Annotated in this window: 20 protein-coding genes and 3 tRNA genes; 5 read left to right on the top strand and 18 right to left on the bottom strand. The window is 43.8% G+C overall.

Annotated elements, in window-relative coordinates; all coding sequences use genetic code 11:
* From istA to DV872_RS20965, 5 genes are all read right to left on the bottom strand, one after another.
* Positions 1 to 835: IS21 family transposase (gene istA / locus DV872_RS20985; RefSeq protein ID WP_158547093.1), on the bottom strand; the 835-nt coding region annotated here is incomplete at its 3' end.
* 346 nt (positions 836 to 1181) lie between these two features.
* Entirely contained in the window at positions 1182 to 1586 is a 405-nt protein-coding gene (locus tag DV872_RS20980) for an NUDIX domain-containing protein (RefSeq protein WP_114631927.1), read from the bottom strand.
* Between the two features lie 165 nt (positions 1587 to 1751).
* A complete protein-coding gene (locus DV872_RS20975; RefSeq protein ID WP_114631926.1) occupies positions 1752 to 2309 on the bottom strand; it encodes a cyclase family protein in 558 nt (185 codons plus the stop codon).
* Positions 2310 to 2957: 648 nt separating this feature from the next.
* Positions 2958 to 3030 (bottom strand) — tRNA-Pro (locus tag DV872_RS20970).
* 49 nt (positions 3031 to 3079) lie between these two features.
* Positions 3080 to 3153 (bottom strand) — tRNA-Asp (locus tag DV872_RS20965).
* 220 nt (positions 3154 to 3373) lie between these two features.
* Here DV872_RS20965 and DV872_RS20960 point away from each other — a divergent pair.
* From DV872_RS20960 to DV872_RS26670, 4 genes are read left to right on the top strand one after another with little or no spacing between them, the layout of a single operon-like run.
* On the top strand, positions 3374 to 4921 hold the full coding sequence (locus DV872_RS20960; protein WP_114631925.1) for a SurA N-terminal domain-containing protein: 1548 nt from the start codon (positions 3374 to 3376) through the stop codon (positions 4919 to 4921).
* A gap of 9 nt (positions 4922 to 4930) precedes the next feature.
* Positions 4931 to 6523, top strand: coding sequence for a 6-hydroxymethylpterin diphosphokinase MptE-like protein (locus DV872_RS20955; RefSeq protein WP_114631924.1), 1593 nt, complete (start codon positions 4931 to 4933; stop codon positions 6521 to 6523).
* A gap of 18 nt (positions 6524 to 6541) precedes the next feature.
* Positions 6542 to 7390 (top strand): Ldh family oxidoreductase, encoded by an 849-nt coding sequence (locus tag DV872_RS20950; RefSeq protein ID WP_114631923.1) that lies wholly within the window; start codon positions 6542 to 6544, stop codon positions 7388 to 7390.
* Positions 7391 to 7402: 12 nt separating this feature from the next.
* Positions 7403 to 7540 (top strand): hypothetical protein, encoded by a 138-nt coding sequence (locus DV872_RS26670; RefSeq protein ID WP_158547092.1) that lies wholly within the window; start codon positions 7403 to 7405, stop codon positions 7538 to 7540.
* On the opposite strand, the gene DV872_RS20945 is transcribed toward DV872_RS26670, so the two are convergent.
* The 13 genes from DV872_RS20945 to nadC form a co-directional block, all read right to left on the bottom strand.
* On the bottom strand, positions 7537 to 10686 hold the full coding sequence (locus tag DV872_RS20945; RefSeq protein WP_114631922.1) for a glycoside hydrolase family 38 C-terminal domain-containing protein: 3150 nt from the start codon (positions 10684 to 10686) through the stop codon (positions 7537 to 7539). The genes DV872_RS26670 and DV872_RS20945 overlap by 4 nt on opposite strands.
* A 138-nt stretch (positions 10687 to 10824) precedes the next feature.
* Positions 10825 to 12636, bottom strand: coding sequence for a translation elongation factor 4 (gene lepA, locus DV872_RS20940; RefSeq protein ID WP_114631921.1), 1812 nt, complete (start codon positions 12634 to 12636; stop codon positions 10825 to 10827).
* Positions 12637 to 12676: 40 nt separating this feature from the next.
* Complete coding sequence (locus DV872_RS20935) at positions 12677 to 14476, bottom strand: S1C family serine protease (protein WP_114631920.1); 1800 nt, start codon at positions 14474 to 14476, stop codon at positions 12677 to 12679.
* A complete protein-coding gene (locus DV872_RS20930; protein WP_114631919.1) occupies positions 14473 to 16077 on the bottom strand; it encodes a hypothetical protein in 1605 nt (534 codons plus the stop codon). Before DV872_RS20930 ends, DV872_RS20935 begins: the two co-directional genes overlap by 4 nt.
* Before the next feature lie 9 nt (positions 16078 to 16086).
* A complete protein-coding gene (ftsH, locus tag DV872_RS20925; RefSeq protein ID WP_114631918.1) occupies positions 16087 to 17958 on the bottom strand; it encodes an ATP-dependent zinc metalloprotease FtsH in 1872 nt (623 codons plus the stop codon).
* Entirely contained in the window at positions 17945 to 19354 is a 1410-nt protein-coding gene (tilS, locus tag DV872_RS20920; protein WP_114631917.1) for a tRNA lysidine(34) synthetase TilS, read from the bottom strand. Before tilS ends, ftsH begins: the two co-directional genes overlap by 14 nt.
* Complete coding sequence (gene pth, locus DV872_RS20915; protein ID WP_147283231.1) at positions 19329 to 19958, bottom strand: aminoacyl-tRNA hydrolase; 630 nt, start codon at positions 19956 to 19958, stop codon at positions 19329 to 19331. The genes tilS and pth overlap by 26 nt, the downstream gene beginning before the upstream one ends.
* Positions 19912 to 20529 carry a 50S ribosomal protein L25 gene (locus DV872_RS20910; protein WP_114631915.1) on the bottom strand — a complete coding sequence of 206 codons (618 nt, stop codon included), beginning with the start codon at positions 20527 to 20529 and terminating at the stop codon, positions 19912 to 19914. Before DV872_RS20910 ends, pth begins: the two co-directional genes overlap by 47 nt.
* 27 nt (positions 20530 to 20556) lie before the next feature.
* Positions 20557 to 20628, bottom strand: a tRNA-Gln gene (locus DV872_RS20905).
* 22 nt (positions 20629 to 20650) lie between these two features.
* Positions 20651 to 20938, bottom strand: a complete 288-nt coding sequence (spoVG, locus tag DV872_RS20900) for a septation regulator SpoVG (protein ID WP_114631914.1) — start codon at positions 20936 to 20938, stop codon at positions 20651 to 20653.
* A 37-nt stretch (positions 20939 to 20975) separates the two neighbouring features.
* Positions 20976 to 21866: a 4-(cytidine 5'-diphospho)-2-C-methyl-D-erythritol kinase gene (gene ispE / locus DV872_RS20895; RefSeq protein ID WP_114631913.1), complete on the bottom strand. Its 891-nt coding sequence runs from the start codon at positions 21864 to 21866 to the stop codon at positions 20976 to 20978.
* A gap of 2 nt (positions 21867 to 21868) precedes the next feature.
* Positions 21869 to 23461 carry an L-aspartate oxidase gene (nadB, locus tag DV872_RS20890; protein ID WP_230391628.1) on the bottom strand — a complete coding sequence of 531 codons (1593 nt, stop codon included), beginning with the start codon at positions 23459 to 23461 and terminating at the stop codon, positions 21869 to 21871.
* Positions 23462 to 23464: 3 nt separating this feature from the next.
* Positions 23465 to 24301 carry a carboxylating nicotinate-nucleotide diphosphorylase gene (gene nadC / locus DV872_RS20885; RefSeq protein ID WP_114631912.1) on the bottom strand — a complete coding sequence of 279 codons (837 nt, stop codon included), beginning with the start codon at positions 24299 to 24301 and terminating at the stop codon, positions 23465 to 23467.
* A gap of 103 nt (positions 24302 to 24404) precedes the next feature.
* On the opposite strand from nadC, the gene DV872_RS20880 reads away from it, so the two are divergent.
* Positions 24405 to 24671 (top strand): hypothetical protein, encoded by a 267-nt coding sequence (locus DV872_RS20880; protein ID WP_114631911.1) that lies wholly within the window; start codon positions 24405 to 24407, stop codon positions 24669 to 24671.
* Positions 24672 to 24674: the final 3 nt, after the last annotated feature.

Below are 24674 nucleotides of genomic sequence, written 5' to 3'. Positions count from 1 at the left end.
TAAGTTGCCTGTTAGCATCACTGAAATTCCTAAATTTACGCAATGGTATGAAATTATTCTTCACGTATTTGACGCCGGATTCCACCTTCCCTTTATGCTCTGGGACGCCAGGTAAACAGGGATCAATTTGAAATCCATAGTGGTTTGCACAATCGGCAAAGCTTCTGTTGGGAAGGGGGTCACAATAGGCCGCCTTGATAATGGCGCTCTTTAGATTATCTGGAATGATAATCTTCACCACACCACCAAAATGTTCAAAAGCATGGACATGGCACTCACACCAAGTCTGAATATTCTGGCTCCTGACAATTTCGTAATAAGCATCTCTTGAGTACCCGAGGACCATTACAAAGACATAGGCCTTGATTTCTTTTTCGGATAGTTCATCATAAATTTTACCGATAGAGCCGAAATCAACCTGAGCAAGTTCTCCCGGTTTGGATTCAATTCGGAATACTGGCCGGTCTTTGAAAATATTATTTTTTGATACGTATCGCATCAACGATGAGTAGCTGCCTGCAAATCCTTTCTCGTCCTGGAGAACCTGAAACAGTCTGACATAATTCTCACATTCAGCTGACAGTTCATCAATGAGATCTGCATTGGTTTCCAGCCAACCATGGTTTTCAGAAAACCGCTCTTTCTTACGAACTGTACGGAACTCTGACATGATTTCCTGAATGTCTCCTCGAATCCATGGCTTTTCATTCAGGACATCCTCCAGATGGTTTCGATACTTTTTGACGGTGTTTTTTGAAACCCTCTGCTGACGGGCAATTTGCTTTATTGGGGTGTTGTCCAATAGAGCTTTTACAGCATCTTCCAACTTGTACATAGCTAACTCCCTCTTGTCCATCAAAGCCTCCATATAGAGAGGTTAAGTGATGGTTATTTGAGGGGTCAAGATACCGAATTTCAGGGGGTCAGTATTGCGAAAACGTGGGGGTCAATTTCTTGGAAATTGACAATCAGCTGTCCTTATTACTTCCGGATAAATGGAAAATTGTCCGGGAGGGACTTACACCCACTGGTATATAAAATGTACGCTTCAAGGCGCACCAAGAATTGTGATCTGCAAGGATGACTGTTGCAAAATATTGATATCTAGTTTTCTTTTCTTATTACTTATCCGATTTTATTTTTCTAAACGGACTATTTTACTTCTTAGTAATCAGCCATTCCTAGTTTTCTAAATATGAATTCAAAACTTCTTTCACTCTGTGACAAGTTTTATACTTTGATAAGGATTTAATTTTGATCATTTCATATTCTTCAATTTCATCAGAATTGCTTTGAATCATTTCTAAATCTATATTCCCTTCAAATATAAAATTGATAAATCTATTTCCATTATCGTATGACATATCAACTGTTCTATAGGTGAGATTCATAATATCTGTACCAAGTTCTTCAAGGATCTCCCTATGAATGCACTCTTCTGGTGTCTCAAAATCTTCAATTTCTCCACCTGGTAGCTCCCAGTAACTAGCAAAAGATTTTTTCATTTTGCTTCTTTTATCTAATAGAATTTTTTCTCTATCAAATGGATCATATAAAATAATTGCTGCACCTACGAATGTTCTCATAACTTCCTTTAATAAATTGAATACTCAATCTAGATAACGGCCACATGAACTGTATAGCCGGCCTGAGGTACTCCGAAGGATTGGCTCGGTACCTGCTTTTGCAGGTATCCGTGCTAAAAGGCTATGACAGTTCCAAGTGATTTGTTAAATGCCCAGAGAAAACAATCAAATATATTTTGCCGTAACCAAACACTTTTTTCCTGTAGAATCAGATGTTTTATCAATCTCAATAATAACGTCTCTTATTGATTCAGCAATATTTCCTGAAACGCAAAGATTTTCAATAACAAAGCAATTATAAAACTCACATTTCTTATCAAATGAAATGTGCTCTTCCCCATGAGCTCCTATACCATAGCTATCGATCATAATGAATGATGGATGCTTTGACAAAAGCTGATCTAAGACATCTTCTTTCAAGATAGTACATTCAGCTCCATATTCAGGTGTTCCATAACCGTTTGTCTCCAAATTTCCTGTATAAAGGAGAACCGCCTTACCTGAAATATCAAGCGATTTTAATTCTTTGCTAGAAGGCATTTTATTTGAGCAGTTTATTGTTACAACTTCTAATTCAAAATGCGATTTATCAGGCTCTTTAGTATAACAATCTATATGAGTTCCTATATGACCAAAAGCATTTACAGAATTAGACTGATTCTTTGCCCAAATATACGAAGGATGTTCTGAGTTAATCTCTATACTTAATTTGCTTTCATTCATACTGTATTCCCCTCACCATGACCCATAATAATCATCAAAATTGACAAATTTAACATTTATACATCAATTTCTAGATTCTTTTCTCATTATTAGAAGATCTGCCAAGGTAAAAGAAAATTTTGCGGTGCATTTAATATAATCAATGAAAATCACTTCTTATACAGCATCATTATGATTCTTTTAAATAAATAGATATTCATTTAAAAACTTTTAATACTTTACTCTCAAATATCCAGGATGCCCACTACTTTTCTTATATCTTAAGTTTCATAGCTGTTAGATGAGTATTTTTACTTAATAAGTGCGCACGGGGTTTAAACAAGAGTTCTAGTTTTCCGGCGATAGAGTCTCCGGTTCAAGATCCTCTCTGGATTGGGGAAAGTGGTTAAGAGTTGTTGGTTATAGAACTGATGAGTGTTTGTGCTTAGGAGGGAATAGTGACGCAGTGAGAGGATTTGCCTTTCGGTCATCGGCATCGTGCCGATGACCGAAAGGCCCTCTTCCATCCCTAATTCGACATCCTGTCGAATTGCGCTCCAGGTTTTCGCGCCGGGATTCCAGTTCAAATTCTCTCAGCTGTTTTATTGCTGATTCTTAGAGGTGTTTATAAATGTATTTGATGTTTTTATGCTTAGTGCGGGAAATTAGTCGGGCTGAGAGGATTTGAACCTCCGACCTCACCGTCCCGAACGGCGTGCGCTAGCCCCTGCGCTACAGCCCGAAATAAACAAAGAATGCCCTATTGCTAGGGCATTCCTTAATAAACTATGCGGAAGCGACGGGCATCGAACCCGCGATCTCCGGCTTGACAGGCCGGCGCGATAACCAGCTTCGCTACGCCTCCGTGCAATGAACGTAATCTAATGTTCTAACGACATATTGTCAACACCTTTGGGAATAAAGATTTTATATTTATTATGCTAATCAAAATAGCTAGATACTTCCTATTATATATACTTACTCATTAAGGGGGCGATTCTTGGCGGTTTCACGTTGACAGCTATACCCTTTCATGGTAATTTTTCGTTGCTTCATTTAATTTAATTATGTTATAAGGACGACTTATGTCTCAAGAAGAAAAAAAGGTTTCAAATATTAAATCTGCAGCTAAGATCAAAGAGCACAAACACAAGAAAAGACAGAAGAACATGATGGTGGGAACTATCATTATTCTGGTTATTGTTGTAATCAGTTTTGTTGTAGTTCCTGCTATGGCAGGTTCCGGTAGCAGCGGCGGTGGTCAGCTGGTTTTCGGAAAATATGGAAAACAGTCTATTACTTTCAAGCAGGGAAATTATTTTTCTCAGCAGGTTGAATCTGTTAATAATATGTATAGAGATTCTCTTGGAACTGATGGGAATGTAGATTTCCTCAGACAGCTTATCTGGCGTTCTGCTTTCAACCAGACAGTAGTAAGAACTGCTATTCTGGATGAAATTGCAGAGTCCGGTATTTCTGTTTCTTCCAGAGGGATTGACCGGGGAATCATTGAGAGCGGTATGTTTAATAACAACGGCCGTTTTGATGAAGACGCTTATATGGCTACTTCCGGTACAAGACTTAAAGAGATAAGAAAATCTTTGGAAGAAGATATTAAGGTTCAGACCTATTACGTTGATACTCTTTATAATCAGAAACGTTCTGCTGCCATGATGGATTTTCTCCTTGATCTTGGTGCAACTGAGAAAAACTTCTCTTATGCACGTCTTGATTACTCTGCCTTTCCCGAAGAGCAGGTTATTAACTTCGGAAAAGATAATGAGAAGCTCTTTCAAAAGATCGATCTTAACAGAATTACAATCAGATCATCAGAAGATGAGGCTGCTTCTATTCTTAAGAAACTTGAAAGCGGTGAAAAATCATTCGGGGATCTTGCAAGAACATATTCTAAGGATACATATGCTGAAGACGGCGGTTCCATGGGTTCCACCTTTAACTATACTCTTCTCAGCTTCCTGAGCGATGAGCAGGCTTCTGCTGTAATGTCTTTGGGTGCAGATAAGCACAGTGATGTAATTGCTACTGAAGGCAGCTGGTATATTTTCCAGGCGGCTGAAGCGGCTGTTGCTCCTGATTACACAGACACTGTTATGGTTTCTACTATCCGTTCTTATATGGAGAGAGAAGAGATCGGTGTGATTGAAGATTACCTTATGATGAAAGCCGAAGAGATGGCTCTTGTCGCTCATATCAGCTCTCTTACAGAAGCAGCGGCACAGTTTGCTACAGACAGTGGAGAGACTGGTTTTATCGCTCCTGTATACGGTGATGTTCCCTTTATTGTGAACAGCCCTGCCAACAAGAAAGACAGCAGCCTCCTCAGTGCTGCGGCTTACAGCGATGAGTTCTTTGCAAAAGTATTCATTCTGAAAACTCCCGGTGAAACATCACAGCCTATGATTCTTGATCGTTCAGTTGTTGTTTTTTCACTGATCGATGAGCAGGAAGGTTTTACTTATCCTGAAGAGTATCAGACATATGTAAGAGCAGAACTTGCCAGTGAACTGTCACAGTATAAACAGAGTGAGCTTCAGGGTATTTTCCTTGATTCACCCAAGTTCAAGGATGAGTTCAACAAGACTTACGGTCGTGTTTTTCCCGAAGAGTCCTGATAAGTTAATATGATAGAAACGGCTGCACTGACACAGAGCTCCAATGGAGAAGCAAATATTCTGTGTCAGGGAAGGCCTCTCTATTCAAGATACTCCCCTTCTGCGGCAGCAGAAAGGGCGGTAAAGCAGATTCCTCTAGAAGAAAACTGCATATATTTGATCCCGTCTCCCCTTCTGGGTTACGGGATCGCTTCATTTATAACAGAGATCCCTGAGAGCTCAATACTTGTGGGGATTGAATCGGATCAGTCTCTTATGGCTGTATGCGCCCCCTTTCTGGATGCATTATCAGAGGATAGGAAATTCATCTGTTATAGAACCGACAGCAGTTCGGGTCTCTATGAAGTGTTTCGTCAGCTGCAGGATGGAAATTACCGTCACTGCAGACTTATCCCCCTGAACAGCGGGTATCAGCTTCACAAGGCTGTTTATGACAACATGTTCTCTATCCTTCAGCATTTTTTGAGAAACTACTGGCAGAACCGCCTCACCATGGCTCGGATGGGGACCCTCTGGATCAGAAACCTTATCTCGAATCTGAAATATCTCAAAGAAAAAAATATTGATGCCTTTTCGACTGATAAGGCTGTCGTTCTTTGCGGTGCGGGGGAATCACTTGAAAAAACGGTTCCTCTTATCAGGAAAAACAGAGACCGTATTTATCTGTTGGCTGTGGATACGGCAGTCCAGTGCTTAAGCCGTCAGGGGATTATTCCAGACGGTGTTGTAAACCTTGAGGCTCAGTTCTACAACTTGAAGGATTTTTATCCTCTGTTGAATAAAAAGATCGATCTCTTCTCGGATATTACGGCTTATCCGGCATCTCTGAGACAGGGGATGCATACTCATTATTTTTTTGCATCCTCTTTTCAGGATACACAGCTTCATAAATCATTAAAGGATCAGGATGTTCTGCCCAAAGAGATTCCACCCCTGGGTTCTGTGGGTGTGGCTGCTCTTTATCTGGCGGGAATGATTACCGAAAGAGATGTATTTATTACCGGACTTGATTTTTCCTATGTAGAGGGTAAAACACATGCCCGGGGCACTCCTTTTCATGACTGGTGTTATCTCCAGGAAGGTCGACTGGCAGGGGATGTCTGGTATAGCTTCTCAAAGAGCCGTCCCTCGAAGAAAGCCGATGCCCTACCACCCGGAGCGGTCAGCAACCCCATACTGGAGAGCTATGCACGGCAGCTGGAAGATATTGCCGGAAGTATTCCCAATAATGTTTACAACCTTGCCGAAAGGGGAATGAAATTAAATATTCCTTCTCTGGAGGCAAATGAGTTTTCCGGATATCTGAAAATCGGAGAGGAGATGACCACGGATGAGGCTCCCCGAAGATCTGTATCCGACCTGAATAATCCCCTTCTTATAGATGCTCTGATTAAACAGGAAAAAGAGAAACTCCTGTCTCTCATTGAGTGCTGGGACAAGATATGCAAGGGGAAACTGAATGAGGAAGAGATTATCCCCCTCCTTCTTGGCTGTGATTATCTCTACTTTCATTTTCCTGACAGACAGTCTCTACCCAACACGGCTCCCGCCTTTCTTTTCCGTGTCATGAAAGAAGCACGCAGTCTGTACAGGCGTTTTTAAAGCTAATACAATCAGTTCATGGAAAAGATAAAAGTATACGCGGATCAACTTAAAAAAAATCTTACAGATGCTTTATGCAGTCACGGTTTAGATAAAGAGGGCGCAGCAGTTGTTGCCGGGGTTTATTACAGAGCCACACTCAGGGGTGTGGGTCATCACGAAATAGACAGCCTCCCGGACCGTTATATATATCTTGACAACGGACAGACCAATCCCCGGCCTGATATTAAAAAAATCGGAGGCATGGGAGCCATGGAACTCTATGACGGTGATAACGGTATGGGAGAACTCTGTACCATGCACGTCACCGAGAAGAGCATGGATCTGGCCAAAGAGCACGGAATCGGTTTTGCAACTATCAGAAACAGCAACCACTTTCTTGCCGCCGCACCCTATACGGAGTATGCCGAAGAGAAGGGATTTTTTACAACAGTTATGTCCAAATCTCCGGCGGGCTTAAGCCTCCCGGGAGCTGATAAAGATCTAATGGGAAACAATCCCTTCGGTTACAGTGCCTCAGCAGATGACAGCTCACTGTTGTTTGATATCTGTTTTGCCTACTCTTCCTATGGAAAGATGGGGAAGTATATAAAAGAAGGGAAATCTATTCCTGAATACTGGGGGCGGGATAAAGAGGGAAAGCCCACGACAAATCCTCAGGATGTAATGGACAGCCAGCTCTTTATGCCTATGGCTGAGCATAAGGGATTCGGCCTGGCGATCTGGGTCGAAATGATGAGCTCCGTACTGGCTGGGGGTAATATTCTCAATCAGGACGAGAATGAAACCGGTCTAAGGGGTAATTACTCACAGACCGCTATCAGTATTAATGTGGAGAAACTGCTTGGTCCCGGTGAATTCTCTTAAAGAAATAGTAAAATGAAAACAATACTCCGAGATCTATACCCTGACATCTACTTTCCGGGTCAGGGCAGTCTCAAGAGTAAAGAGTCCATTCTTTCAAAGGGTTTTATTGAGGTGGATAAGGAACTCTGGACGGCAGTTACAGGTCTTTAAAAGTCGTATTTATCCCCTAGACACTGAGCACTCTTCACGGAACAATCCTGATGAGATGCTGTTATTGCATAGATCTTCACTCCTGAATTAGACGGCAGCTGGATACTGACAGCTTTCTCAGGAATCTCGAGGATCTTAGTAAACATATATCCAAACTGATATGGCAACTCTTCTCCTTCATTCAGAGTATGTGTGGAGAACCACTCCAGGCGGTCTCTTTTAACATACCCTCCGTCGATTCCGGTACAGCTGTTAAGCCAGATATAATCTCTCTTCTGTTTTGCTTCATGTCCGGGTATTTTTTTCCAGATTCTCCTGTCCCACTGACCGATAAACTCTGTCATGGAGGATATTTGAACTTCTTCCTTATTCAGGATTTCCCCATCGTTATCCAGAAAGCTGAAGCTTTCACTACAGTCTGTGTCTGCTCCGCAGAGGATGGATAGAGAATTAAAACCCTCAGGGAGGCTGATATTCTGACTTTCACAGCGTACTGTATCATTTTCCCTGCCTTCAGCCAGATTATAACTCAGCCCGCCTGAATCGATCTCTGAGGGGACCTGTTCCGCGGGTAGGAGAGCATCAGATTTTTCTCCCCTGTGAGACATGGTCCCGGCATTGTAAGGCAGATCAAGACTGTGCTGCCTTGTTGATTCAGAGATCTGTCTATCAGTAAATTCCACCAGATAGGAGGCCATGGAACAGGCCGGAAGGGCGGCGGTAAATCCGTTATCGGCAATCTCAACATCCCCCTGTACTTCCTCAAGGCCGTTTATTAACTGGACTCTGCTGACATTTCTTGAAAAAATCAGTTCTGCACTAGAGTTCTCTCCCTTTCGCTCACACAGACGGATGACTGCGGCATCACTGTCTTCTGCTTTCTTTACGGCAAGAACTCCTAAGTCTTCGGAGCTCATCTTAAACAGAAAAGGCTGAATTTCATTTCGCCTTTTTGAGGCGGCAGCTTCACCGGAGATTAAAAAAGAACGAACAGGCTGATTAAAACGCCTAGCCTGTACATCACTGTTTTTCCAGTCACCCTTATGTCCATAGAGGGCATATCGGATTGTATGTTCACCCCAGTCATGACTCTTCTGATCCCTGAAAGGATCTGAAAACTTCAATCCCGGTGTATAGAGCAGAGTCATTCTGAGTTTATTTTCCAAAGGGTGATCGTATCCATATTTTGAGTCTTCCAGGATTGAAAATCCCCAGTCCTGATCACAGCTCAGGTCTGCCCAGTAACGGGAGGGCATTTCATATATTTTCTTATGATTTACATCTCTTTTACTTCTTGAGGTTTCCCAGTTTGTTGTGAAAATTGAGTTCTTCATATCCGATGTGAGGGCCAGCTTGAGAGAGCAGCCGCTTTCCCGCCAGTCGATCTTTTCTGTGAACTCAACAATGTCAGATCCTGCCGAGAGGGAGATCTCTTTATTAAAGCTGGAGGAACCATATTCAGTCTGTATTAGAATTGAGCAGCGCTGTGATCCTTCTTCGCTGATAGAGACCTTGCCGCCCTTCTCAATACGGGCAAAGGGTGGTTTCTGCCTGTCCTTCCAGTCCATATTCCATGCGGGAAATACTCCGGGTACTTCCTTCTGAAATTCATAGGCCATGGGTTCACTCAGGAGTTCACGATCCAGACCCTTGTTCAGAATTGACCTGATCTCGCCGTCCTCAGCCACTGCAATCTTATACCCGGCATTCTCCAGGATATATTCTTCTGAGATTTTACGGACTGTCACAGGAGTGTTTATAGAGGCCTTATCCTCATGGAGAGAGAAACGGGTCCAGCTGAAGGGGCCAAGGTCAGGTACAAAAGTAAGTATCGTTCTTCCCTCTTTATCAGATGTGAGCTGCCCGGCAGTTTCTCTGCTTTCGCCGTCCATCAGGATACATTCACCGATTTTGCCTTTAATCTCATCATTATTACTGAGATCCACTTTAACAGGATCTTTTCTCTGCAGTTCACAGGGATTATATAAAAGGATATTTCCATCTCCCTTCACATGGGGAGCTATGGACTGTGCCGAATCCTCAAGAATAGAAGACCAGAGATTCAAGGCGATCACTTCATCGTTGTGAGAATAAGTATAGGCATTGGGTGTAGATGTCCCCGGGAGAATATCATGCATCTGGCTGCAGAGAACACGCTTCCAGGCCCTGTATATCTTCTGTGAAGGATATTTGCCGCTGTAATTCATAGCCGTCAGGGCTGCTGCCTCCGCGGCGAATGCAAGCTGCTCATTTTTCCTGTTCCAGCGTTTCATGATTGCTGCGGATGTGAGGGTACCGGCGCTGTGCAGTGTCAGGAGGAAGTCTCCTTCGTAGCGGTCCATCTTCTCTTTTTCATCATCCTGCAGTTCTGCAAAGAACTGGTCAGCCGAGCCCTGACGGATAATCAGATCAGTATCTTCTGACCGGCTCTGCTTTATGCCGGCCAGAACACTTTTTACCGATCCCTCTTTGGGAGCTCCGCCGACATCGCCGACTCCGTAATACTGAAAGGATTTCCAGATACCGCTCTTCTTTCCCAGATCATTCAGCCTCTTCAGGCGGTTCCGGTTCAGCTTGAAGGGGAATTTCACCTTGGAAGTATAGGCAGTAGGATTAAGAGCAGAGACCAATTCACTACCATCTTTCCCTCTCCAGATTCCCAGCTCAAATGGGATTCCCACAGCGCTGTGCCATGTCAGTTTCTGGGTGGAAAAACCCTTAATATCACAGTGGGTCAGAACTGTGGGCATGTTTCCGGGAAATCCGAAACAGTCTGGAATCATATAGTCCCGGCTGCTCTTTCCGAATTCTCTGACAGCCCATCGGTCACCATAAAGTATATTCCTCACCATTGATTCTACTGAGGGTACAAGAGCGTCGGTTTCATCCATACAGGTCCCTGCAAGATGCCATCGGCCCTCTTCAATATATTTTTTTATGGATGCGAATTTTTCGGGGTAGTATTCCTTCATCATGGAATAACGGATTGCACCTGTGAAGTTGAACTGATGGCCGGGATACTTCTCAAATCGGCTGATATTATCATCAAGGGTGTTCCTGATGTATTTTTTTATTGTTGTGGGATATTCCCAGCGCCACTGTGTATCAAGATGGGCATAGGGTATTAGAAATATTTCTTTTTTCACTTGAGATCACCTACTTATTTGTTGTGATCCACTATAACAGAAAAAAGATATTTATAATAAAATTATTGGAAAAGGGGATAAAAAAAGGAGCAGAATCGACCTGATCTGCTCCTTCAATAATTCTAAATAATTGGTGTGTTAATCATCATCACTGGTCTTGAGAACCGCAAGAAATGCAGACTGAGGCAACTCAACATTACCCACCATCTTCATTCTCTTCTTACCCTCTTTCTGCTTCTCAAGGAGTTTACGTTTACGGGAGATATCACCTCCGTAACACTTGGATGTTACATCCTTACGAAGTGCGGAAATAGTCTCTCTGGAGATAACCGTATTACCAATGGCCGCCTGAACAGCAATCTTAAACTGCTGACGGGTAATTTCACCCTTCAGTTTCTTACAGACGATTCTTCCCCGGTCATAGGCATTATCCTTGAATACCAGCTGAGACAGGGCATCCACCTTGTCTCCGTTGATCACGATATCGAGTTTAACCAGATTAGTGGGCTTAAACCCTATAACTTCATAGTCAAAAGAGGCATAACCCTTGGAGATGGATTTCAACTTATCGTAGAAGTCAAAAAGAACTTCCGCCAGAGGCATATCAAATTTTATTTCCACACGTTTTTCATCCAGATAATTCATACTGGTCTGAACACCGCGTTTCCCCATACAGAGGGTCATAATGGAACCCAGATAGTCTGTGGGAGTAATGATATCTGCTGTAATATAGGGTTCTTCACTCATCTCGATGGTACCGGGATCAGGAAATTCAGCCGGATTATCCAGATAATATACAGTTCCGTCCTGTCTTGTGAGTCTATAGCGAACCGAGGGAGAAGTCAGGACTATATTCAGACCAAATTCTCTCTCAAGACGTTCCTGAACGACTTCAAGATGAAGAAGGCCGAGGAAACCGCAGCGGAACCCAAAACCGAGTGCCGCGGAAGCATCCTTTTCGTACACCAGTGAGGCGTCATTGAGCCTAAGCTTATCTATAGCCGTATGAAGTTCTTCATACTGGTTTGTATCTACAGCATAAATTGAAGAGAATACGACAGGCTTGACCTCACGGAATCCGGAGAGTGCCTCATCACAGGGATTTTTATTCTGGGTGATTGTATCACCGACTCTGATATCAGAGATTATTTTGATTCCCGCAATAATATACCCGACCTGACCGGCTTTCAAGGTTTTACAGGGATACAGTCCCAGCTTGAAGGTTCCCACTTCCTCAACTTTATAAGTGGCGTTATTGGACATGATGAGGATTTCATCACCCACCGAGATGGAGCCTTCAAAAAGTCTGATATGGATTACGACACCTCTGTAGGCATCATAGTGTGAGTCAAAGATAAGACATTTCAGGGGATTATCCGGGGAGCCTGCGGGTGCAGGTATCCATTTGATCAGACCTTCGATAAGCTCATCAACTTTTTCACCTGTCTTTGCAGATACAGGATAAATCATCTCACGATCAAGACCCAGGTCATGTTCAATCTGGTCGGACACTCTTTCAAGGTCGGCACTGAGCAGGTCCATTTTGTTCACAACCGGAACAATATCCAGATCATGATCCATAGCCATATACATGTTAGAGAGAGTCTGTGCTTCCACACCCTGGGAGGCATCAACTAAAAGGAGGGCTCCCTCGCAGGAGCTGATGGCTCTTGAAACTTCATAGGAAAAGTCTACATGTCCCGGGGTATCAACCAGGTTCAGCTGGTATGTATTTCCATCAACAGATTTATATTCAATGGTAACAGCCTGAGATTTGATTGTAATCCCCCTCTCCCGTTCAATATCCATTGAGTCGAGCATCTGCTCGTGCATATCTCTTTCCGAAACGGAGTGGGATTTCTGCAGGAAACGGTCTGCCAGAGTGGATTTTCCATGGTCAATATGGGCAATTATGCAAAAGTTGCGGATTTTATCCTGTTCGTATTTCATACCTGAGAAATATATAGTAAAACGTTACTTTCTTCAATCGTCAGAAGAAGATAGCGGACTCTAAACCTGCTCCCAACTGAACTGCACTTTCCAGGTATCCGGCTTTTATGCCCTTGAATACAAACTGCATCAGTACGTAGCCGTCTTTCTCATTTACCGTCCACTTTCTGAGTACGATTACATCGTTGGCTGAGATACTGGCCTCGTCGGCTCCACCACCGGTATAGACCTTCTCCACAGTATACTGCTGCTTAGCCACCTGAGAGAGTACCATTCCGAACATGGGGGGAATAAGGTTTTCCCGGGTATCGGCATTGACTGCTTCCTTCAAAGGCACATCCGGGCGCTCTGCAAGAGTGACCCTGGAGTGTTTTTTAATACCCTCTGTGGTCTCCCAGTCCATAGTGATAATAGTACCGGGCGCAAGACCGAGGATAGCATCTCTGACATCCTGATTGCGCTGAACTTTTTTACCGTTGATGGATAGTATTATATCTCCCCGAGCCAGACCGAGGCTGTCTGCGGGAGATCCGGGTGTAACATAGAGTGTTTCCAGATGATCATAGGCCTGATATCCTCCCACACCGATCCATGAATGTTTGATGGCACCGCCGCCATAGAGATGAGGAAGCAGTGTTTTTACATACTCTCCGTCTATGGCAAAATTGACACCTTCAAAACCGGTAATCCCTGCAAATACAATTCCGTTTACCTCAGAGTCACTGTTCATAAGAGGACCGCCGCTGTTTCCCGGGTTTATAGGGACATCGACCTGAATGGATTCACCCATGGTCTGGAGCGGACGCCTGACTGCCGAGACAGAACCGGAGGTAATTGTGTTATTCAACCCACCGGGTGAACCGATGGCAAAAATCTTTTCTCCCAGACTGAACTGATCTATTCCTGCAAATGAGAAAACATAGGGTGCTTCAATCTCTGTTTTAAGCAGGGCGATATCAAAATGTCTGTCCCAACCTACAACCCTGGCGGGAATTTTTTCACCCCGGTCGTCGGAGAGCTTGATAAACAGACGGGAATAACCCTTATATTCGGGGTTCACTTCACTCTCAATTACATGATAATTGGTAAGGATATAACCCTTCTTATCTATAAAAAAACCACTTCCTATACTTCTGTCGGGATATCCGACTCCACGGTCCAGACGCAGTCCCTTATCAACCCAGACAGTAACGGTTCCCTCAAGGAGATCCTCCATCCTGATGGATGCGGAGAGGAATTCTTCGCTGAGAACCTGAGCTGCAAGGCTGCGATTTCCCAGCTCCTTTACGACCTTAGCAAGAGCCTTTCTGTTTTCACCCTTTGTAAAACGCTCTTCAAAATACTGAAGATCTTTATCACTCACATCTTCCAGAGAGACAAAGCCCTGGACTACCATTACGGCTGCGGCTCCGGCCATTTCAAATTCCAGAAGATTTTTTATATATTCAAGTTTAATGTTCTGTTCATCATAATCCCGGCGTATATATGAGGTCTGCCCTACTGCGTCAAGTGAACTGTAGAGAGAGAGGGCCTTCATATATTCCCTGTCATCCATGGACTGCTTGAGCTGTTTGTCCATCTCTTTAAGGGCCTGCTCTTCAAGGTTCGCATAATCAAGTTCAGGGGGATGCTCGCTCCCTCTGTAATGATAAATCCACTGAAGGGCTTCAGAGGGCCTCTCATCTTCCATAAGTGAATCGATCTGCTGAGAAGCGCGGCTTCCCGAATCATAGGCTTCCGATCTGTCTTCCATAGATCCTGATGAGTCTGCTGTTGCACAGGAGAACAGCAGCACTGCCATCATCCCTATAAAAAATATCTTTAATATCTTATTTATCATTGTTCAATCAGCAGCTCGTCCCAGCTGCCGTCTCCCTTCTGTTCTAGTAAAGCGTCGTAAAATCCGTTTTTTGAAAAATCCCATAACTGGTAACGTCTTCGGCTCCAGAGATCCTGATATTCTTCCAATCGGCTCTCTCTGCCTTCATATACAAATCCGGCAAAACGGCCGCTTATGTATTTCTCTTTCAGATCAAATTCACCGTCACTGTCTATATCTCTATAGCCTTCATAGGGCAGCCAGTTTTCAAGCAGTACAGTTCTGTCAAACTGACCGTCAAAGTTTGAATCCTCACGGAAACGTCTGATCATACCATCCACTACAGTATACTCTCTAAAAGGTTTCATTTCATCTTCAGTTACAGAATCAATAAGTGAAAAACAATTTTTAAGAATATCAGATTCATAAGTGAAAACGGGTGCATTCCCCGCAGGTTCCATCAGGAGCTGAACATGAAGGGCATCATCCCCTTCAGCCATTAAAAAGGTAAAACTGCCGGGCAGGTAGTGATATTCCCTGAAATTTCTTAGTCCTCCTGAAATATCAACACGTTCAATATAGGGGTAGTCATAATAATAAAAACTCCGTTTAAGATCATCCTGAATATATGTCACAGACTGAAGAACAGAGAATTCATCCCAGACCATCCTGGTATCAGCAATTCCGTCCTGATCAAAATCGAGTTCCCAGATCATTTCATCCCCTTTTTTCAGAATGGAAAAATCGACAATACCATCACCGCTGCTGTCCAGGGACACATAACTCAGCTCAGACATAAGCAGTCCCATATCGGGATGTTCTTTAACAAAACTCTGCAGAGTCTTAAGGGGCCAGATCCGTCTGCTGTCTGTAAAATCGGGAATATCCGTATCATCAACAGGAAGATTAAGAACTGTTTTTCTGATATACCAGCTGTTCAGATCATTCTCCTGTTCAAGATATAGATAAGCCAGAACCGATGGATTTTTATTTTCTTCAGAAAGAACCGCTCTTGCCAGAAGATCCGGATAAAGCAGGCCCTGACGCTCAATATATTCGGATAGAATTCCCGGATATGATTTATCATCGGTCCAGAGGCTGAGGAGAATCAGAAATCGCTGATCCTGGTATCTATAGACGCCCTCCTCTGCAAGTTTTACCGCACGCTCTGTCCTGCCAAGACGATGGAGGGACATAACTGTATAAAATAGAATTTCCTGACTATCTCTGGTGATCTCATTAATTGTGTAGTAGAGAGATTCCAGTTCACTGTCGTTTCCAAGACGGAAATGCATTTCAAACAGCCAGGCCAGAATATCACGGCTTTTTATATGCTGAGCCTGATATCCGCTGTAAAAAGCCTTGGAAAACCATTGCCTGGCTTCTTCATAATGTCCTGCACTCCGGGCTTCGAGTCCCTTGAAACTGAGAAGATCAGGATTCAGGCCATCATATTCCAGTCCCTTTTCAACAAGATCGGAAAATTCCTGCCACCGGGATGAACCGTAGGCATCCCAGGCATATCGTGCATAGAGTCTGGCAAGTTCTGTATCCTGACTCTGCGCTACGGCAGAACCTATAATACTGAGAAATATAAGAATAAGGATTAGTTTTTTTTTCACTTTTTTTCTTCAGGAATCACTTTTTTTGAATTCCGGTCCAAGTAGATTTCTGATGCTTTTATCGTCCAGAGTCTCTTCAACTAGAAGAGTTCTGGTGATAGATTCCAGCTGATCCCTGTGCTCATCAATAATATTTCTGGCTTTACCCAGATTATCATTCAGGATACGCCTGATTTCACTATCGATCAGGGATGCGGTATCATCAGAATAGTCTTTATGCTGTGCAATTTCCTTTCCGATAAAGATCGGTTCTTCACCACTTCCTAGAGAGATGGGGCCGACTTTACTACTCATGCCCCAATCACAGACCATTTTCCGCGCCATGTCGGTTGCCTGGTCTATATCGTTTTTTGCACCGGTGGTTGTCACATTGTATGTAACTTCCTCCGCTACATAACCACCGTAACATATACAAATACGATCTTCAATCCAGGAACGGCTTCTGGAATAATTATCGTTTTCCGGCAGGGAAAAAGTTACTCCCAGTGCTCTTCCTCTGGGAATTATGGTCACTTTGTGTATGGGATCGGCATTTTCAAGGTAGTAATGGAGCAGTGTGTGCCCTGCTTCATGATAGGCGGTCATTTCTCGTTCATGATGTGTCAGAACCCTGGATTTTCTTGCGACCCCCATCATAACTTTATCACGGGCCTCTTCAAAATCCTGATGCTCTACCACAAGAGCCGCTCTACGGGCGGCAAACAGGGCGGCTTCATTGACTATACTGGCCAAATTTGCACCTGAACTGCCCGGTGTGGCTCTGGCAATGACCGAGAGATCAACATCGGGGGAAAGATTTATCTTTTTACAGTGGATTCCTATAATGGCCTCACGTTCTTTCACATCAGGCATATCAACAACAACCTGCCGGTCAAAACGGCCCGCTCTCAGAAGTGCCGGGTCCAGAACGTCGGGTCGATTGGTAGCAGCAATAATAATAACAGCCTGCTCTGTATTAAATCCATCCATTTCAACAAGCAGCTGATTAAGAGTCTGTTCTCTCTCATCATGGCCGCCGCCGTATCCGGCACCTCTGGTTCGTCCCACAGCATCAATTTCATCTATAAACAGGATACATGGTGCATTTTTACGTCCCTGTTCAAAAAGATCTCTTACACGGCTGGCACCAACACCCACAAACATCTCTACAAAGTCGGAACCTGACATATGAAAAAACGGCACTTCGGCCTCACCGGCCACAGCCTTTGCCAGTAGTGTCTTTCCCGTACCGGGATTTCCTACAAGAAGAACTCCCTTGGGTATTTTAGCGCCGATTTTAGTGAATTTTTCCGGATGTTTGAGAAAGTCGACAACTTCCATCAGTTCAAATTTAGATTCATCCTGACCGGCTACATCATCAAAGGTGATGCTGTCTTTACCATGATCATATCGTTTGGCTTTACTCTTTCCGAAACTGAAGGCCTTATTCCCTCCTCCGCCCTGCATGGAGCGGAACATCCACCAGATAAAGAGAAAACTGATGGCCCAGGGGAGTAGCTGCAGCATTATGATAGCGGGAGAAATGGTTTTATCTCCCCCTTTGATGCTTACTCCCTTATCAATAAGGAGGCCCATAAGATTATCATCGTAATAGGGAATGACCGTCTTGAAGGACATCCCGCTTCGCTGATTATCCGAAGGATTTATATAACGCCCCTCGATTTCCTTTTGATCCAGAATCTGAACATCATAGATCATCCCTTTATTCACATATTCGAGGAACATGGAATAGGGAATTTCATTCATCTCACCCTGTGTTGAAAAAGAGAAGAAGAACATGAAAAAAAGAATGAGAATACCCAGAAACATGAGGGCAGAGCGGTTATTGTTGAAATTGAAATTGTCGTTATTGTTTTTATTACCGTTATCATCCTGGGGCATAATGACCTCTACCCCTAATTATAACACATAGAACATTACTCTTACTGTCAATATTGCTTATTTTTTTTAATTTTCCGTTTTTCGGTAGGATCATTTTTTGTGAATTAAGGGCACAGACAGACCTGTTTCCGCAGAACAGGAGTAGATCGGCGTCTTTAATTTTTACTGGAAAGTTCCTGAGTTCTGACTTCCCCAGAGCCCTTCTGATTACAGGAGTACTGATGCTTTCTGTATCGGGATTAATGTCAATAATACTAAGGATATGGTCACCTTCCTGCAACTCAGAGGCAGTAGATAATTCAATAATATATGATTCGGTCTCGTAAGGATGTTCTTTATCCAGATAGAAAACAGAATAGTGACTCTCTTCTTTTCCATTATCCGGCAAAAGGCTGAGAATAAGCTGTTCTCCTTTTTTCTGGAAAATAATTCCGTGGCCTTTCAGTATTATCCCATTTTTCAGATTGTCTTGAAGTGGTTTGAAAAATGCGGCAGGGATTCGCCTGTCCGATGAATACAGTCCCTTCTGCAGATGATTCATCTGTTCCAGAATCATGCTTTTCCTGCTCACAAAGGGGAGCTGAAAGAATACCTTACTGCTGCAGCCCAGTGATTCACCCATAGAGATCACAGTCCAGGGACAGCTCTTCTTCAGGAGTCCGTTGTAATGCTCTAAAACATCCTTCAGATCATGCTGGAATCTCAGCAGGGAGTCCTGTACAGCCGGAAAAGATTCTGAGATTGTATGAAGCAGATCAAGGCGGACCTTATTCCGCAGAAAATCAGTTTTCAGATTACTCTTGTCAATTACAGGGATAATATCCCGATTTACCAGATATTTCTCAATATCCACTCTATCCGTATTCAGGAGAGGTCTGATATATCTGTCCCGTTTAACGGGTATACCCTTCAGCCCCTCCAGGGAAGAACCAGAAAATAAGCGCATTAAAATGGTTTCTGCCTGATCGTTCTGGTTATGCCCAAGAGCAAATAAAACAGCCCCCCCACTCTGAGCTGCTATTTTTTCAAAATGGTGATATCGGTAAGTTCTTGCAGCCGCTTCAAGGCCGCAGCTTTTCAATTTTGAATAATGTTCCAGAAAACCCGGGGAGCAGCGTTTTTTGTACAGGGGGATTCCTAACTGACGACAGATAGATTCGACCTGCTCCTCCTCGTCTGAGCACTCCTCAGGGGAGCGGATACCATGATTTACATAGGCGGCAGCCAGATCATATGAAAACTGTTTTTGGAATTGACTGAGCAGGAGCAGGAGAGCCGTAGAATCAGGCCCCCCTGAGAATGCAGCAATTATTCTGAAAGGCTCAGTGATTCCCTCGGTAAGAGATGTGAGAGAGGAGAGAAACTCCCCTTCAATTCTTTCTGGAATTGATTTCATTTAACAGCTGCTCCACAGGGGCGTCAGACTGGGCAATAATACTCTTAACAGCCTGCACGATGGCGTTCTGTACTAGAGAATAATCCTCTGAGGGGAATACTCCCAGAACATGATCTACAACAGAGAGATCTTTGGAAGGTCTGCCGATCCCGACATAAAGTCTGAAGAATTTCCCTGTATCCAGATATTGAATTATTGATTTTAAGCCGTTGTGACCCGCGGAGGAGCCTCCGGGCTTCATACGGCATCGACCGGGTGGAAGATCCATATTGTCGGTGACAATAATAATATTTTCGGGTTTCAGAGAATACTTACTCACCAGAGCGGGAAGAATATTTCCGGAACGGTTCATAAATGTAAGAGGTTCCACCAGATGAACCCTACGATTCCCAAGGAAAGTAGAGGCATAGCGGTAGTTTTTAAAAAGGGGTTTCTTTAAAAACAGATTGAGCTGCCCTGAGAGCAGCTCAATAAGATCAAACCCGACATTATGCCGGGTTTGTTCATATTTCGACCCGGGATTCCCCAGGCCGATAATCATCAGCTCAGAATAACTATTATTCTGCGCCTTCTGTTTCAGCAACAGCGTCTTCAGCGTCTTCACCTTCTTCAGTTTCGACGACAACAGCCTTGGGAGCTGTTACAACAACGATTGTCTGTACCTCGGGGTTAAGAATCTTGACACCCTTAGCGACAGCAACCTTACCGACATGGATAGATTCACCCATATTCAGTCCACTGATGTCAATCTCAATAGTGTCAGGAAGGTCTGTAGGAAGACATTCGATTTCAAGCTCATGCAGCTTGTGCTCGAGGTTTCCACCTTCTTTAGTACCGATTGCAACTCCCACCAGACGGATGGGAACACGAGTCTTAAGGGTTTTACCCTTTTCAAACTCGTAAAAGTCAATGTGCTTTACTGTGTCAGTTACAATATCTTCATCAATAGCTTTCACAAGGACTTCAATAGTCTTCTTTCCCAGCTCAAGTTTGATGATTGTATTTTCTGTAACAACTTTGAATTTCTTACCAAATTCAATGGCATTTACCGCAATATGAAGAGGATCTGTATGACCGTAAACAACGGCGGGTATTAACCCTTCGCTCCTCAATTTCTTGGCAGGACCTTTCTTGAATTCTGTTCTTTCAATGACAGAAAGGGATTTCTGCTCCATCTTTTTAACTCCTTAGATAACAGATACCTTGAGCGGCAGGATTCGAACCTGCGAATGCCGGGATCAAAACCCGGTGGCTTACCGCTTGCCGACGCCCAAATTTTGTTTTTATATTTAAATATTAACCTGCACCGTTTTCCATCTCATCGGAATCGGGTTCAAGGTTATTATATTCTTTCAGGATTCTATCCTGTAGGATAGTCCTGAAGTCTGTATTTATCGGATGGGCTACATCCTTATACACACCATTTTTTGTTTTCCTGCTTGGCATTGCAATAAAAACGCCACTGTCCCCTTCAATAATCTTTACATTGTGTACAACAAAAGACTCATCAAAGGTAACCGTTACATACGCCTTTAGTTTGCCGTCAGCATTGACCTTACGAATGCGGATGTCAGTAATCTCCATACAGCTCCTCCTACCGCTTTAATGCAATATATATTCATTATATTACAAGTGCATCAGGAATGCTATTTAAGAAATAAATTCTTTCCACAAAAGGAAACTGCTCTTTCAGAGCCTCTTCCGCTTTATCGATCGATCCATGCTTCGGGAAAATCCCGAACAGGGCACTGCCGCTTCCGGATAAACCGGAAAATACAGCTCCTGAATCATAAAGAAGTTTGTAAATAAACTCAATAGGTTTGAAATGATTTCTGTAAGTTTCCATAAAGCTGTTATAGAAGGGCCATTCCGACGGTGGAAGGCTGTGATATGAAGAGATCATATCTTCTTTTGTCAGAAGACCTTGACTCAGTTTTCCACTACCCATTGCCTCGTCCACAGCCCTGTATGCGGCGGCTGTGGAAATGCCCTCAGCCGAGGCCCTGACAATAAGTCCCTCCAGGGATGGCGGAGTTCCAACATCCTCAAGGATTTCACCTCTGCCGCTAACTGCCGCTGAGGCGGATTTCATAAAAAAAGGAACATCACTGCCCAGAACAGCAGCTATATCCAGCAAAACAGCCTCTCCCGGATCAAAATCGAGAAGGAGTCTGAGGGCTTTCAGGGTTGCTGCAGCATCAGATGAGCCGCCCCCAAGCCCTGCTTCACTTGGTATTTTCTTATCAACTGAAACCTCTATCCCCTCCTTGCCTGCTCCGCTCTTCCTGAAAAGCTGTACTGCCTTGTAGATCAGGTTGCTTTCGGGAGGACAGTTGAAATCTCCGTTGATAATGATCTCACCCGGATGATCTGTGAGGGTAAATGTCAGACGGTCATAGAGGCTGACGGCCTGAAAAAGTGAAAGGATATCATGAAAGCCGTCCGCTCTGGACCGCCCCACCTCAAGATGGAGATTAATCTTGGCAGGAGTCTTGATCTCTACTCTTCTCATTCTCAGCTTTTCTCGTGGGGAGCATCGCCGCGGACAATATAGTGACAACCTCTGGAATGCTGATTATTATAGGCAGCCTTCGTAATAACAGATGCTGTGAGTACAGAGTTACGCAACTCTACCAGATCCCGGGTCAGCCCGGCCTGTCTATAAAAACGGTCAATCCTGTGGGAATGGTAGTTCAGGTCAGCCAGAGCTCTGGCCAGCCGTTTTCTGGAACGGATAATACCCACATAGTTCCACATAAGGGCCTGTATACTGTGAACATCGCTTTTTATCAGAATGGGATCAACCTTGTCTTCATCCTGAGGGAAAATCCACTGAGGAATAGAGCGTCTCAACGCGAGAGACGGTCTTTCAAAGTTATCCGCAATTTCCCATCCCGAACGGAGCCCTAATACAAGACCCTCAAGAAGAGAGATGGAAGCCAGTCTGTTTGCTCCATGGACACCGGTACAGGCTGTTTCACCAACCGCATACAAACCGGGAACACTTGTCTCCCCGTTCATATCCACCTTGATTCCTCCGCAGAAATAGTGTGCCGCAGGAACAACAGGAATGGGCTCTTTAGTTATATCAATGCCTATTTCCAGGCACTTTGCATAGATTCCCGGAAAACGGGATGGAATATCGATCACCATCCGGGGAGTATCAAGATAAACATAAGTGGAGCCGCAGCGCTCCATCTCCATATAGATTGCCCTGGATACTTCATCCCTCGGTGCAAGATCTTTAAGACTGGGGTTATAGCGCTCCATGAAGGGCTCTCCCCTCTTATTGATCAGAACGGCACCTTCACCTCTTACAGCTTCAGAAATAAGGAAGTTCTCTGCATCTCTGTGGTACAGTGTGGTGGGATGAAACTGAACATATTCGGCATTGATAACCGTTGCTCCGGCCTGATAGGCCATGACGATTCCGTCACCTGTTGCAACCGCGGGGTTTGAGGAGTGCTGAAACAGATTCCCTACTCCCCCTGTAGCCAGAATTACGGCTCCTGCAAAAACAGGTGTGACCGTACTGGTTTCACAGTTGAGCATATAGGCACCGATAATGCGGTTTTTACCATAGCGGGCCTGTGTATCTGTGGAGTGATGGCAGCTTGAAATAAGGTCGATGGCCATGTGAAAAGGAAAGATCTGTATCCCTTTCATCTTTTTTACATAATCCAGCATACCTGTCTCAATGGCCTTACCCGTTATATCTCTATCAAAATAGATACGCCGGACCGAATGAACAGCCTCACGGGTGAGCTTCAATGTACCGTCTTCATTTTTGGAAAAATTGATTCCCAGTTTATCCACCAGATATTCATCAACCAGAGCGGGACCTGTCTTAGTCAGGATATCCACGGCCTCTGAATTATTAAGATAATCACCGGCTTTTATGATGTCGTCCGCAAGAAGTTCAGGGCTGTCTTCATCACCGTTCCCTACAATGCCCCCCTGGGCATAATAGGTGTTTGACTCTTCCAGCACATCCGATTTGCTGAAGATTCCTACTTTAAGACCTTTTTCGCTGGCTGTTATCGCCGCGGCAAGGCCGGAAATTCCCATTCCGAGAATAATGACATCAAATTGGTTAATATCAGGCAAAACCTACTCCATTACCAGAGAAAAATCGAATGCAGTTACCGAATGGGTCAGTTTTCCAATAGAAATATAATCCACTCCCGTGTTGTTGTAACGTTTAATCTTCTCAATATCCATATTACCGGAAGCTTCAAACTCAACTTCATTTCTGCGCATCTGTACGGCTTCTTTAGTCATTTCAGGACTCATATTATCCAGCATGATTACATCAGCCTTGTATTCCAGAGCCTCTTCAACTTCCTTCAGGGTTCTGCACTCCACTTCAATTCTGTAGTGGTCACCCCATTTTTCACGAACACTGGAGACAGCCTCACGGATTCCGCCGGCAGCATCAATATGATTGTCCTTGATCATGACCATGTCGTAGAGTCCCATTCTGTGATTCTGACCACCACCCATTTTGACGGCATACTTTGAGAGTGTTCTGTATCCGGGAAGTGTTTTTCTGGTATCCAGAATTGTGACATGCCCCTTATCCTGGGCAGCCTTGATATGATTGGCGGTGCATGTAGCGATCCCCGACATAAAAGAGAGAAAGTTAATGGCTGTTCTCTCGGCTTCCAGTACCGCTGCAACAGGCCCTGTGAGCTCGGCAATTATATCACCGGGTTTAAGAGCATCTCCATCTTCCATCTTTTTGTCGACTATAATCCTTGAATCCACTTTGACAAAGACCTGACAGAAAAATGAGATCCCTGCAAGAACTCCGGTATCCTTACTTTTCAGAAAAGCTTTTGTCATCTGCTTATCATCAAAGATGGCTCTTGATGTTACATCTCCAGCATCGGCCAGATCTTCAGACAGGGCCAGTTTCAATAATTCATTAAAATTTTGATCATTCATAATGAAATTCATTCTAATTAATAAATCGGCGGTTGGCAATATTAGAAAAAAATGGTATTAGTTGATTACTTTTTATTACTATAAAGCTTCAAGGATAGTATGGATGGTTCGGTCTGACACAGAAACAGTTGGGGATTTAGAGTTCCCATATTCGTATTTTGCCGTAGCAGAGGAAGATGAAATCTTCGAAGAAGGCATCGATACATTCGATGAAGAGATGGACAAAGACTACGATGACGGTATTGCACAGTCAGATGTAGATCATCTTGAAGATGAAAGTGAAGAAGATGAAATAGGGGATGACGAAGATAACATCACCCCCTTTGCATATAATGATGAGTTCGCCGATTACGACGAACTCGAGGAGTAATTC

Origin of the sequence: Oceanispirochaeta sp. M1 (assembly GCF_003346715.1) — a bacterium.
Classification (GTDB): domain Bacteria; phylum Spirochaetota; class Spirochaetia; order DSM-2461; family DSM-2461; genus Oceanispirochaeta.
This window is presented reverse-complemented; position numbering and strand designations above follow the sequence as displayed.